Annotated in this window: 12 protein-coding genes, 1 tRNA gene and 1 pseudogene; 11 read left to right on the top strand and 3 right to left on the bottom strand. The window is 58.3% G+C overall.

The features are described 5' to 3' along the window. Nucleotides 1-36 precede the first annotated feature (36 nt). From XMD517_RS04745 to XMD517_RS04695, 11 genes and pseudogenes are all read left to right on the top strand, one after another. Complete coding sequence (locus XMD517_RS04745) at nucleotides 37-477, top strand: TrgA family protein (RefSeq protein ID WP_173487919.1); 441 nt, start codon at nucleotides 37-39, stop codon at nucleotides 475-477. Between the two features lie 13 nt (nucleotides 478-490). After that, nucleotides 491-1,615 carry a gamma-glutamylcyclotransferase gene (locus XMD517_RS04740; protein ID WP_173486407.1) on the top strand — a complete coding sequence of 375 codons (1,125 nt, stop codon included), beginning with the start codon at nucleotides 491-493 and terminating at the stop codon, nucleotides 1,613-1,615. 88 nt (nucleotides 1,616-1,703) lie between these two features. Further along, nucleotides 1,704-2,738: a cysteine synthase A gene (locus tag XMD517_RS04735; protein WP_173486406.1), complete on the top strand. Its 1,035-nt coding sequence runs from the start codon at nucleotides 1,704-1,706 to the stop codon at nucleotides 2,736-2,738. Beyond that, nucleotides 2,738-5,254 (top strand): DUF3772 domain-containing protein, encoded by a 2,517-nt coding sequence (locus XMD517_RS04730; protein WP_173486405.1) that lies wholly within the window; start codon nucleotides 2,738-2,740, stop codon nucleotides 5,252-5,254. The genes XMD517_RS04735 and XMD517_RS04730 overlap by 1 nt, the downstream gene beginning before the upstream one ends. Continuing rightward, complete coding sequence (locus XMD517_RS04725; protein WP_173486404.1) at nucleotides 5,247-5,966, top strand: alanyl-tRNA editing protein; 720 nt, start codon at nucleotides 5,247-5,249, stop codon at nucleotides 5,964-5,966. Before XMD517_RS04730 ends, XMD517_RS04725 begins: the two co-directional genes overlap by 8 nt. Nucleotides 5,967-6,078: 112 nt before the next feature. Next, nucleotides 6,079-6,168: transfer RNA gene (locus XMD517_RS04720), tRNA-Ser, on the top strand. 672 nt (nucleotides 6,169-6,840) lie between these two features. Next, nucleotides 6,841-7,476: a sigma-70 family RNA polymerase sigma factor gene (locus XMD517_RS04715; protein WP_173485585.1), complete on the top strand. Its 636-nt coding sequence runs from the start codon at nucleotides 6,841-6,843 to the stop codon at nucleotides 7,474-7,476. After that, complete coding sequence (locus XMD517_RS04710; RefSeq protein ID WP_173485009.1) at nucleotides 7,473-8,108, top strand: ChrR family anti-sigma-E factor; 636 nt, start codon at nucleotides 7,473-7,475, stop codon at nucleotides 8,106-8,108. The genes XMD517_RS04715 and XMD517_RS04710 overlap by 4 nt, the downstream gene beginning before the upstream one ends. Nucleotides 8,109-8,225: 117 nt before the next feature. Further along, nucleotides 8,226-8,474 (top strand): annotated as a pseudogene (locus XMD517_RS04705) (DUF3833 family protein); the annotation flags it as partial. Nucleotides 8,475-8,510: 36 nt separating this feature from the next. After that, nucleotides 8,511-9,248 (top strand): hypothetical protein, encoded by a 738-nt coding sequence (locus XMD517_RS04700; protein WP_173485010.1) that lies wholly within the window; start codon nucleotides 8,511-8,513, stop codon nucleotides 9,246-9,248. Nucleotides 9,249-9,316: 68 nt separating this feature from the next. Beyond that, the gene (locus XMD517_RS04695) at nucleotides 9,317-9,841 is read left to right on the top strand and encodes a DUF3833 domain-containing protein (RefSeq protein WP_173485011.1); all 525 of its coding nucleotides are present in this window, start codon (nucleotides 9,317-9,319) and stop codon (nucleotides 9,839-9,841) included. Between the two features lie 192 nt (nucleotides 9,842-10,033). Here the strand turns inward: XMD517_RS04695 and XMD517_RS04690 are convergent, their stop codons facing one another. The 3 genes from XMD517_RS04690 to XMD517_RS04680 form a co-directional block, all read right to left on the bottom strand. Then, nucleotides 10,034-10,504 (bottom strand): CIA30 family protein, encoded by a 471-nt coding sequence (locus XMD517_RS04690; RefSeq protein ID WP_173485012.1) that lies wholly within the window; start codon nucleotides 10,502-10,504, stop codon nucleotides 10,034-10,036. 66 nt (nucleotides 10,505-10,570) lie between these two features. Beyond that, nucleotides 10,571-11,050 carry a DUF393 domain-containing protein gene (locus tag XMD517_RS04685; RefSeq protein WP_173485013.1) on the bottom strand — a complete coding sequence of 160 codons (480 nt, stop codon included), beginning with the start codon at nucleotides 11,048-11,050 and terminating at the stop codon, nucleotides 10,571-10,573. Nucleotides 11,051-11,106: 56 nt separating this feature from the next. Further along, the gene (locus XMD517_RS04680) at nucleotides 11,107-12,519 is read right to left on the bottom strand and encodes a deoxyribodipyrimidine photo-lyase (RefSeq protein ID WP_138015979.1); all 1,413 of its coding nucleotides are present in this window, start codon (nucleotides 12,517-12,519) and stop codon (nucleotides 11,107-11,109) included. Nucleotides 12,520-12,626: the final 107 nt, after the last annotated feature.

Genomic DNA, 12,626 nt, shown 5'->3' with positions numbered 1-12,626 from the left:
CCCGCAAGAGGGCAGGGAGATCAGAGGAGAGAGCGTATGCCCACCGCAGCAAAACTCGTGGCCGCCGGTTTTTTCGCGGCCCTTGCCTTTATGGTCGGCAACCTGATCATTCCCTATCTGGCGGAAGGGCGGGATTATACCCTGTTTCCCGTGGGGCTTGCGGGTCTCGGGCTGGTGATTGGCTGGCGCTTTACCGGCTATCGGATCGGGCGCGGACTGGGTGAGCCGGTCGGGATTGGCCTGTCCTCGGGGGCGTTGCTGGTCTTTTGGGGATTTCTGGTGTTCTCGATCTACGAGATGCTGCGCAAAACCCTGCGAAACGCCTATGATGGCCCGGTCGAAGCCCTGCGTGCTGCGGTCAAAATCGCGGTTGATTACGGCTATGATATTGCCCAGATGGACGTGATTGCCACGCTGGTGCTGGGCAGTGTCTTCGGGGGCTGGCTGACCGGTGTGGTCGCCCGCCGCTGGTCCTGATCGAGGAAAGTCAATGAAAACCCTGTTTTTCTACGGCACACTTTGTTTTCGGCCGTTGTTGGAGCTTGTGCTCGAGGGCGAGACCTATCGCGCTGAACAGGCGTCTTTGCCGGATCATGCGGTTTACTGGGCAAAGGATCAGATCTTTCCGATGATCCAGGCCGAACCGGGCGCGCGTGCTGAGGGAATGCTGGTCAGCGGCCTGTCTGACGAGGCCATCGCCCGGCTTGATCACTACGAAGGGGGCTTTGCCTACACGCTGGTTGAGATGGCGGTGCAGGCATCTGGGGGGACTGCTACTGCCGAGGTTTATTTCCCCGAAGAGGGTCAGTGGACCCCTGGCCCGGTCTGGTCGCTGGATGATTGGGCCCGTGACTGGGGAGAGATCACGCTGTTTGCCGCGGAAGAAGTGATGTCCTATATGGGGCAGCTCTCACCGGAGGAGGTTGCGGCGCGCTTTGCCATGATCCGCCTGCGGGCGGCGTCGAAACAGCGCGCCGCCTCCCTCTCCACCCCAACGGACCTGCGCAGCAAGCGAACCGCATCCGATCTGGATGTGCGCAGAAAATCAAGGCCTTATAGCAACTATTTCGCCATTGAAGAGCAGGATCTTTCCTTTCCGCGTTTCGATGGCACGATGAGCCCGCTGGTGAACCGCGCGGGTTTTGTTGGTGGGGATGCGGTCACCGTTTTGCCGTATGATCCGGTGCGCGATACCGTTCTGGTGATCGAACAGTTTCGGGTTGGGCCTTACATGCGCGGTGATCAGCATCCATGGTTGCTCGAACCCATTGCCGGGCGGATTGATCCGGGGGAAACGCCTCAGCACACGGCGCGGCGCGAAGCTCTGGAAGAGGCCAGCCTGACCATCGGTGCGCTCGAACATGTGGGCAATTACTATCCCAGTCCCGGGGCGGTTACGGAATATCTCTATTCCTACGTGGCGCTGTGTGATCTGCCTGACAGTGCCGCCGGGATTGGCGGCGTTCTGGGGGAGGCGGAGGATATTCGCAGCCACGTCATCCCGTTTGACCGGCTGATGGAACTGGTCGGGACGGGCGAAGTGGACAATGCACCGCTGCTCCTGTCTGCCATGTGGCTGTCGCAAAACCGTGATCGGTTGCGCAGGGCTGCTTGAAACCCGCGCAGTGCGCACTTACACATGAGAAGAGTTCTGCGGATCCGTTCCGCGCGCGACAACCCAAATACATCCGGCAGGGGGCATAATGGATATCAAACAGGATCTGGCACAAACGGTTGGCAACACCCCTTTGATCCGTCTGAAAGCGGCAAGCGAGGCCACCGGCTGTGACATTTACGGCAAGGCCGAGTTCATGAACCCGGGCCAGTCGGTCAAGGACCGTGCAGCCCTTTACATCATCCGTGATGCGATTGCGCGCGGCGACCTGAAACCGGGCGGCACGATCGTCGAAGGCACCGCGGGCAATACCGGCATCGGCCTTGCGCTTGTTGGGGCGTCCATGGGGTTCAAGACCGTGATCGTGATCCCGGAAACCCAGTCCGAGGAAAAGAAGGATATGCTGCGTCTGGCCGGGGCCGAACTGGTTCAGGTGCCCGCCGCCCCTTATCGCAATCCCAACAACTATGTGCGCTATTCCGGGCGCCTGGCCGCCAAACTGGCCGAGACGGAACCCAATGGTGCGATCTGGGCCAATCAGTTTGACAATGTGGCCAACCGTCAGGCCCATGTGGAAACCACCGGGCCTGAGATTTGGGCCCAGACCGATGGCAAGGTGGACGGGTTCACTTGTGCGGTCGGGTCAGGTGGCACGCTTGCAGGGGTGGCCGAGGTGCTGCAGCCCAAGGGCGTGAAAATCGGCCTGGCTGACCCGGAAGGGGCAGCCCTTTACAGTTTCTACACCACAGGCGAATTTGCCGCGACCGGTGGGTCGATCACCGAAGGGATCGGGCAGGGGCGGGTGACCGCCAACCTCGAAGGGTTCACCCCCGACATGTGTTTCCAGATCCCGGATGCCGAGGCGCTGCCCTTCGTGTTTGATCTGGTCGAGCAGGAAGGCCTGTGCCTGGGCGGATCGTCAGCGATCAATATCGCCGGTGCCGTGCGCATGGCCCGCGAGATGGGACCGGGCCACACGATCGTGACCATGCTCTGCGACTATGGCTCGCGCTATCAGTCCAAATTGTTCAATCCCTCTTTCCTGAAAGAAAAAGGGCTGCCGGTGCCCGCGTGGCTTGATCGCGAACCTGCCCTGCTGCCCGAGGTGTTCGAGGACATCTGATGATGCGCATTTTCCTTCTCCTCTTTGTCCTTGTGCTGGGTCTTCTGGCGGGGACGCCGGAAGGGGTGGCACAACAGGGCGCGGCCAGTTCGGCAGCGCCCTTTCCTGTGCCTGCCACACCGGAGGCGAATGGCGACGAAGGCCAGAAGCTTTATGTGTTGCGAAGCGATGGCAGCCCTGATTACACCGCCTGGGGCAAGCTCGCTGACCGGGTTGAACAGGCGCTTCAGGTGGGGCGGGCCTCTGACGGGGTGATGCGGGACCTGCGGGCCGAACTGGTGGATTGGCGTGGATTATTTTCTGCGGCCAAGAGCGAAAATGACATTCGAATCAATACGCTAAAGACGCAAATTGCCACGCTCGGCCCCAAGCCGGAAGGTGAGGGGACGGAACCAGCGATCCTTACCCAGCGACGTGAGGAGCTGTCCCAGGAACTCAGCGCAGCCCAGGCCCCGGTGCAAGCGGCCGAAGAGGCCCGTTCCCGCGCCAATGTGCTGATCGGTGAGATTGACAGCCTCTTGAGGGCGCGGCAGGCCGACCAGTTGCTGAGGTTGGGGCCGACCCCGGTCAATCCGGTGCTCTGGCCCGCCGCGGTTGAGGATCTGGGGGCCTCGCTGCATCTGGTTGCCAGCGAGGTGAAATCAAATTTCGGCAGCGATGCCCAGCGGGCGGATCTGCTTGAGGATCTGCCGTTGACCGTCGTGTTGCTGGTGATTGGTGCGGTGTTGCTTTTGCGCGGGCGTATCTGGGTCATGCGCATGGGGGACGCGCTGCGGGCCCGACGCAGGGGAAGCTCGCGCGGGGTTGTTGGGTTTGTCGTTTCGATCGGGCAGGTTCTGGCCCCGCTGCTGGGCATGGTCCTGCTGGTCGAGGCGCTTAATCTTGTGGGTATTTTGGGGCTGCGGGGACAGGTTCTGGCCGACACGCTTCCCTCGGTCGCCGTGCTTGTGTTCGGAAGCCTCTGGCTGGGCAACCGGGTGTTCGGTGTCGAAGGGGCGGACTGGCCTGTTCTGGAAATGCCCTCGACGGTGGCGCGGGCAGAAGCCCGGTTCGATGTGGCCTTGCTTGGTGCCTTGCTGGCCCTGAAACTGGTGCTGCAGACCCTTGCGGATCACGAGGGGTATTCAGAGGCGACCTATGCGGTTCTGATTTTCCCGATCTATCTTGGGCTTGGGGTGCTTTTGGTGCGGCTTGGCCGTCTTCTGCGCCTTCATGCGAAGCTGCGCGCGCGCGATGAAGAGAGTGCCAGTTTCCGCTCCTCTGTGCTGGGGCTTGTCAGCACCATCACCACTTTGGTCGGCTTTTCCGGTCCGACGGTTGCGGCGGTCGGGTATCAATCTCTGGCGGACGAGGTGTTGATCCCCTGGGTTCTGACCCTTGGCCTGCTGGCCCTGCTTGAGGTGCTGCACCGGTTTGTTGTCAGCCTTTACGGGGTGATCCTGCGCAAGGATGAAGAGGAGGCGGGGCAGGCGCTCTGGCCCGTTCTCATCTCGTTTGCGCTGGTGATCGCCACCTTGCCGCTTCTGGCGCTGATCTGGGGGGCGCGTGTCACTGACCTGACCGAACTGTGGACCGTTGTCATGAACGGTATCCAGTTGGGGGATGCCCGCCTGACACCGCGCAGTTTCCTGATCTTCGCGGCCGTGTTCCTTGTTGGTTACATGCTGACCCGCCTGTTGCAATCCATGCTGAAGTCGTCGGTCCTGCCCAAAACCAAGCTGGATATCGGTGGGCAGAATGCCATTTCGGCGGGGGTGGGATATCTGGGCATTTTCCTCGCGGCGCTGATCGCAATCACCTCTGCGGGGCTGGATCTCAGCTCGGTGGCGATTGTTGCCGGGGCGCTGTCCGTGGGGATCGGGTTCGGCCTCCAGAACATCGTCTCGAACTTCATTTCCGGTATTATTTTGCTGGTGGAGCGTCCGATTTCCGAAGGGGACTGGATCGAAGTGGGCGGGCAGATGGGCTATGTGCGCGATATCTCCGTGCGCTCAACCCGGATCGAGACCTTTGACCGCTCGGATGTGATCCTGCCCAACTCTGACCTGATTTCCGGCGTGGTTACGAACTATACCCGTGGCAACGCAATCGGGCGGATCATCCTGCCGGTTGGGGTTGGATATGGAACCGATACCAAACGGGTCGAACAGGTGCTGCGCGAGATTGCCGAGGCGCATCCGATGGTGACGGTGAACCCGCCTCCCTCAGTGCTGTTCACCAATTTCGGGGCGGATGCGCTGGAGTTCGAGGTGCGGGCGATCCTGAGTGACGTCAACTTCTCGCTTTCGGTGAAAAGTGAATTGAATCATGAAATTGCCCGCCGTTTTGCCGAAGAGGGATTCGAAATCCCGTTCGCGCAGCGCGACCTGTGGATCCGCAATCCGGAGGCATTGCGCCCGGTCCCCCCGCGTGAGGAAACGGCGCCCGCCCCGGTCCGGCCCGTTCCGGATGAGTTTACCATTGACGATATGCAGGACGGCGCAAGCGAAGCTGTGGAGGGAGAGGGTGATGAGTGAACCGCTTTACATGCAGGATGCCTATCTGAGGGAGGCCACGGCACGGGTTGTGGCCCATACCGACCAGGGTGGACTAGTTCTGGACCGCTGCCTTTTTTACCCGACAGGCGGTGGTCAGCCCGGTGATGCAGGGCATCTGAGATGGGGCGGGGAACAGGTGGCGATTGCCACTGCGGTGAAGTCGCCCGAAGGACCGGTTCTGGTGCCTGAGGCGGGGCAGGCGCTGCCGCCGATTGGCAGCGAGGTCACCCAATATCTCAACTGGGATCTCAGATTGCGTCACATGCGGATGCACACCGCGCTGCACCTGCTGTCCGTGGTGATTCCCCTGCCGGTGACGGGCGGCCAGATCGGGGCAGAGAAATCGCGTCTGGATTTCGCCATGGAAACCCCGCCCGAAGACAAGCTGGCGCTGGAACAGGCGCTGAACGCGCTGATTTCCCGTGATCTGTGCGTGTCCGAGCAGTGGATTACGGATGAGGAACTTGCCGCCAATCCCGGTCTGGTGAAAACCATGTCGGTTCAGCCCCCGAAAGGGGCAGGACGGGTGCGTCTGGTGCGGATCGGTTCGGATGATGACACGCAGGTGGATTTGCAGCCCTGTGGGGGCACCCATGTGCGGCGCACCGGGGAAATCGGCCGGGTTCGCATTGGTAAGATTGAGAAAAAAGGGCGGATCAATCGCCGCGTGGCCCTGCATCTGGAGGCGTAAATCCAACTTTGGGCAGGCGCACAGGGCGAGGGTTTTTCGCGCAAGAACAGTTTTTCGGCAATTTTGCGAAAGGTGCTTGAAACCCTTGGTCTTTCGCTATAGCAACACCGGCGGAGCGGTGGCCGAGTGGTCGAAGGCGCACGCCTGGAAAGTGTGTAGGCGGGGAACCGTCTCGAGGGTTCGAATCCCTTCCGCTCCGCCACTTACACTTACCGAAACCGATGATGGGCCCTTATGGGGCCTTTTTTTCTTTTTGTTTCAAAGGGGTTTAGCCGTTGCAACCGCCCTTCGGAGACTGGCTAAATACCCAAAATCGGTCTCTGAACCCGCTTTGTCTCTAACCGACCGCCCTAGGCCTTCAGAAGGGCGCATTAAAAAAGTGAAGCAATTTCAGTGTGTTGGAGTTTTCGGGCAAGCGCCCTTTTCGAAGTTTCAACTGGTAGCAAAATTCGATGCAAACCGCGGGACGGGCGTAGGTCGGCCGATATAGGCGGAGCGGTCATTCGCTGCGGGAAGCATCAAGGAGAGAGATGCGGACCAAGCTGTCGTTCAGTAAATTGTCATCAAGGTCCGCTTGGTGTGGTTCGCGGCCAAAGCAACAAGCACCATAGGCGGAAACCGGACACTCGCTGCGTTCATGAGCAAAGGTTTCGTGGCGTTGAATGCTGACTTAGCAGAATGGTCAGCCCGACTCGGTTGCAACCAAGGCCGAACGCGCAGCAGATGTGTTGGTTGGGCGTCGATCAGTCTTCTTTTGACATGCCTGAAACACTACTTAGATCTTTTGAGCCCAAGGCGATCACCTATTTCGGCTTTCTGGGGCTATTTGTCAGAAAAAAGTGATCCGGGATTCACAGTTCGCCGTAAACAGAATATGCTGACACAAATTCGTGACACTCCTTACGCCGATCAACGGCCTAGACTGCCTCCAAGCCGTGAAAGAACAACTGTGTCTCAAAGCAAGATCGAGATTTCGCAGCAGACCCAATGGATGATTGCGGTACGGGACAATCGGGATCGCTCCGCATTTTCTGCTTTGTTCGATCACTTTGCGCCTAGGCTCAAAGGGTTCATCATCCGCTCGGGGGCGTCAGCGCATCAAGCCGAAGAAATCGTTCAGGATGTGATGCTGACAGTTTGGCGTAAAGCGGCACAATTCGATCCGCACCGCGCGCAGGTTTCCGCCTGGATTTATCAAATCGCCCGAAATCGTCAGATCGACCTTGCGCGCAAGGAAAATCGCCCCATGCCGGAAGAATTGAAGGAAGAGCCGGGTGCAGCGCCCGACGCCAGCCAGATCCTCGGGCTGGAACAGGAATCCACACAACTGAGAAGAGCGCTTGCCGGGCTCAAAATCGAGCAACGCGAGATCATAGAACAGGCCTATCTTGGCGAACTAACTCATAAGGAGATTAGTGCGCAAACGGGTCTTCCCCTTGGAACAATTAAGTCGCGCATCCGGCTGGGATTGGAGCGCCTCAGACACGAGTTAAAGGACCTCAAGCAATGAGTGTCATAACCCATCATGTCCCCGATGCCATGTTGGCGGGCTATGCCGCCGGCAATCTTCCGCATGCATTCGCGGTAGCCGTGGCCAGCCATGTGTCACTATGTGAACAATGTCGCGTAGCACTTGGCGCGCATCAATCTGTTGGAGGTGCCATTCTGGAAGATACGCCTTCAGTCGCGGTATCATCCACTCTGAAAGACAATATTTTTTCGCTGCTCGATGATCCGTTTCCGCCAGAGCCGGTTTTTGAACGCAAAGGGATCTTTCCCAGTCCGGTAATGGAAGCCTTGAGGGGGCGTGAGCCGCGGTGGAAAACTCTTGGGATGGGCGTCCGGCAGGATATCTTGTCTGCCGATTCAAATGGCTCGGTTCGCCTGCTCTATATTCCGCCGGGGCAGGCTGTACCCGATCACAGTCACAACGGGCTGGAATTGACGCTGGTCTTGCAAGGCAGCTTTAGCGACGAAACCGGCCGTTTTGGTATTGGCGATCTTGAGATTGCTGATGAACATCTTGAACACACACCGGTTGCCGACGACGGAGACCCTTGTATTTGTCTTGCTTCAACAGACGCGCGACTGCGGTTCCGTTCACTGGTGCCAAGGCTATTGCAGCCACTGTTTCAAATTTAGACTTGCCTGATCATCGGCAACCTGAAGAAGTCGCCGTTTTTGGAGGCTTATTTTTTGTTTTCAATTACTTACATCACATATTTGTGAGGTCGTGATCCACCAAAGTCTCCACATCGTAACACATTCACCGCCACGGCCGATGACATCGTTGGCGAAGCGCGTGGCGTCGTGTCGGGATCAACCATCAAGATGGAATACCAGATCATTCTACCCGAAGACACAGGTGGTCATACGTTGACAGCAACCGACTGGCTTTATCTGACCGATAACGGCGTGATCATGAACAAGTCCGAAATGCGCAAGTTTGGCATAAAGGTGGCCGAACTGGTCGCAACCATGCGCCCGGATCCTGAAGCGCAACGCTGAACCGGCGTCGGCCCCGAAACAGAAGGACCCGCCCAGATGCCCCGTAAAACCCCCTTTCTCGCGATTGCTGTTGTTGTGTTGACAATTGCGTTTGCGCTGTCGCCGTTTATGACAAGCGGCTTTGCCGGCTACCGGCCCGAGCAGTTTCCTGTCGTCTTGGAATTCTGGCCGGTTCAACCTGCCGGGTGGGCGTTTGGAATCTGGGGTGTGATCTATGCCTGGCTGATCCTTGGGGCGATCTGGGGGCTGCTGAACGCGCCGCGGGATGTGCATTGGAACCGAATGCGTCCGCCGCTGTTGATCAGCCTTTGTCTAGGCACTTTCTGGATTGCCGCCGCGAACGCCGCGCCGATCCTGGCAACTGTGATGATCTTTGCCATGGCGGTGTCCGCCGTTTTGGCCATGCTTCGCGCTGGGAAAGAAACCCCAGTATGGCAGGTGCGCCCGGTCGCGCTTTACGCCGGGTGGCTAACGGCGGCGACCGGTGTTGGCACAGGCGTTGTTCTCGGCGGCTACGGTGTGCTGAGTGCACAGGCCGCGGCGGTGGCGATGCTGGTTGCCGTTTTGGTGGTGGCCTTGATCGTGCAATCCTTGCGCCCGGCCGAATTGGCCTATCCCTTGGCGGTGATATGGGCCTTGTCCGGTGTGATTTCGGCCAACGCATCATCGGAAAACCGACCTGTCATCTTGTTGGCAGCGGTTGGAATCGTGGCGCTGTGCCTGGGCTACGTGCTGCGTCGGCCGCCGCGTTCGACCTGGAACCACGCCACGTAACTCTGGATACTGTGTCCGATCCCTTGCGCGCCAAACCCCGCCAAACCTTGTCTTTCGGAAAAGCCCCTATGAAAAACATGCTCGCCCTGTTCGCCTTTTTCACGTTGATGGCCTGTTCCGGCACACCTGACCTCGACGACAAGCCGCTTTCCGACCGGACCCTGAACCTTGAAGACTTCTTCGCGGGCCAAACCGTGGCCCATGGTCAATTCCAGGATGTGTTCGGCAATGTCCAACGACGGTTTGACGTCCAAATCTTGGGTACCTGGGACGGTCGTATCCTGCAGTTGGTCGAAGATTTCACCTATGACGATGGGGACACCGAACAGCGCATCTGGACGCTTGAAAAAACCGGCGAGGACACCTGGAAAGGCACAGCCCCCGGTGTCTTGGGGATCGCTACAGGCCGAGAAAACGGTGACACGTTCAACTGGACCTATCGCATCGACCTGCCGGTTCGAAAAGGAACGATGCGGGTCGATTTCGATGATTGGATGTGGTTGTTGACAGACGGCCGGGTTTTGAACCGGGCCTATGTTTCCCGATTTGGCGTTCGCATCGGCGAAGCGATCATCATGTTTGAGAAGAAATGAACGCTGAATTGCGGGCAATGGTCAGATTGTCAGCCCAACGTCGAAAAGGGTGTCGCGTTTCTTGATCCAAGCGGCCCCGAAACGGACGCGTTGAATGCAAGGCGGCGCGGCTGCTGCGACCTCCCAAGCGATGGTGTCCACACGAGCGAGACGTCGAAAAAGGATATGCCGAAGACCAAGGCCGATCGTCGGCTAAAACAACCTGACACCCGAAACTGCGATGTCGGCTTGAAAAACGCGGCCCACGGCAACGATGCCAATTCGGCGCAATTTAGCGGGGTCAAAACCTTGGTCTGTCCTATGAGGTTCAAAGACCGCAAAAGGGAATTGCACAATTTTCCATTGTGCTGTCGCACGGAATGGTGCGCGAAACGAGTGCCATGGCCGGTTCAAGTCATCTGTTCGAATGCGAAGATCGTAAATCTCGTCGTTACCGCAGATATCAATCTCGATGCCGTCCCAGTTGCTTGCAACCAGAGCTGAACCGTCCTGCTTCAGGTCCGTTGCCATCTGAATGAAGCCGCCGTTGTTTTCCAGTGAAACCATGCCAGTCAGTCGTGTCGCGCTGCGTCCATCCACAACCTGCGTGGCAATTTGCCCGTTTGAAACACCGCCCATGACGGTATCAGCGACAAACTCCCAGTTTGCTTCTAGTTTCAACATAAAAGCAGTCCTCTTAATGCGGTTTCAAACCGGAATGGGTGCGCCAACCTGGTTGTTGGCGTCTTTTTAAACGTCCAAATCGCCTGTTTTCCTGCATCTTGTCGGTTGTGGATTTGCGGCTTGAACGCCAAGGACCGTGGCAAGCGCCGAGATTGCCGGGCGGACCACAAGAAAACCCCTATACGACACCTCCATTATGGGCAGCACACCTGGGATACTTGCCAATCGGGCAGCCCATGTCCAACCCGGCGCCAACCGCCAGACTTCAACAAAGGCTTTTGCCCCGGAAAGAAGTTCCCCGTCCGGTTTGCGAACATGAAACCGGCTCATGGCGTCTTCGACCCCAAGGTCGGACTTCAGGTCGGCACCTTCCATCGAAACATCGACCAGTTGCAGTTTGCTCCTGCCAATCCTGGACGCATAGTGATTGATCTCGGCGGTGCAAAGAGGGCAGGAGCCATCATAGTAGATGCTGGGCACAGCATCTCCCGTGCTGCCCTGAGCTGTTATAGGCCTCACAACGACGTGTTCTTTTGTTTTCTGCATTTTGCTCTCATTTCATCATCGAGAAACTGAATTGAACGCGTGGCCTGTTGCAAGGATCAACGGGCTTCATAAGCTGCAAGAGCCCGCTGCCGCCCTTCGGCAAGTCCAACGATCGGGGTCGGGTGAGGATCATCCGGCGACAGCCCCCACGCACGCGGGCAGGCGTCGAAAAACGCCAAAGCCTCTGGACCGGGGTCCGGCGCGCGTTCGGCGACAAATCTTTGAATGTACGTCTGCTCGGCGTCGAATTTCTGGGCCTGTGTTTCCGGGTTGAAAATGCGGAAATAGGGCGCGGCATCTGGGCCGCTCCCCGCAACCCATTGCCATCCCATCGCATTCGCCGCGGGGTCCCAGTCAATCAGGCATTCTTCGAACCACTTCTGTCCAATACGCCAATGCTTGAGCATGTGTTTGGTGAGATAGGATCCAACAATCATGCGGCCGCGATTGTGCATGTGGCCGGTGACGTACATCTCCCGCATGGCTGCATCGACGAGGGGAACACCCGTCCGCCCCTGTTTCCATCGCAGAACTTTTTCGTCCTCATGGTCCGACCAGGGGAAGGCGTCCCATTCCGATCTCCAGTTCTTGTGAGTGATCTCGGGGGTGTGAAAGGCCAGATGATATGCAAATTCGCGCCATACCAGTTCTTTCAGGAAATGCTCTGCCCCTCTTTGACCTTCCAGATGCGCACGCAGTCCAGCATGCCAGACCGTACGCGGGCCGATCTCACCCCAGGCCAAATTTTCAGACAGGCGGGAGGTTGCGTTTTGCGCCGGGTAGTCGCGACGCTCCTTGTAGGCACCGATTGACCCGCTCAGGAAGTTGGCAAGGCGTGCATGGGCTGCGGATTCGCCAACGTTTGCATGTCGGGCCAAGACCTTTGCCCCCCGATCCATACTCTTGTCGAGCGCCCAGCCCGAAAGTCGATCAGAGTCCGGCCACTTCTGGGGCGCCATAAGGCGTAGTGGCGCGGGGTCAGGCGGCGCGACATCCAGGTCTTTTACGGCACGCCACATCGGGCTGTAGACCTTGAAGAATCCGCCCTGCTTGGTCGTCACGGCCCAGGGTTCGAACAAAAGGTGGCCGGGCCAGCTTTCGGCTCCAATCCCCGCTTCTTTCAGGCTTGATTTGACCTTGGTGTCACGCATAATCGCGTCAGGATCATAGGCCCGCGTCCACCAGATGTCCCCCGCACCGGTTTCCTGTGCCAGGGCAAGCAGTTCGTCTGCGACGGTTCCGCGACGCAAGATCAGCCTTGATCCAACCGCCTTTAGCCGATCGTTAAAGTGCTCAATCGCTTGGGCCAGGCGCCATTTGGGGGCCGCTCCGAAAGTTTCTGTAACCTCATCCAGAACAACCACTGGAATGATCGGGCGCCCGCTTCTGCTGGCTTCACAAAGCGCCTTGTGATCGGCAAGCCTGAAGTCCTTTCGAAACCAGATGATGATGGGTTTTGGTTCGGTCATATCTACGCGCTTTCTTGATTGTCTTTAAATACGAAGGCCGCCCGCAGATGGTTCAAAAACACTCTTGTTCGAGCTTGTTTTTGATCTTGATCGGGGTTTGGGTCGTA

Source organism: Aliiroseovarius sp. xm-d-517 (assembly GCF_013283135.1).
GTDB lineage: Bacteria > Pseudomonadota > Alphaproteobacteria > Rhodobacterales > Rhodobacteraceae > Aliiroseovarius > Aliiroseovarius crassostreae.
The sequence above is the reverse complement of the archived record's forward strand: the minus strand, read 5'-3'. Positions and strand labels throughout refer to the sequence as shown.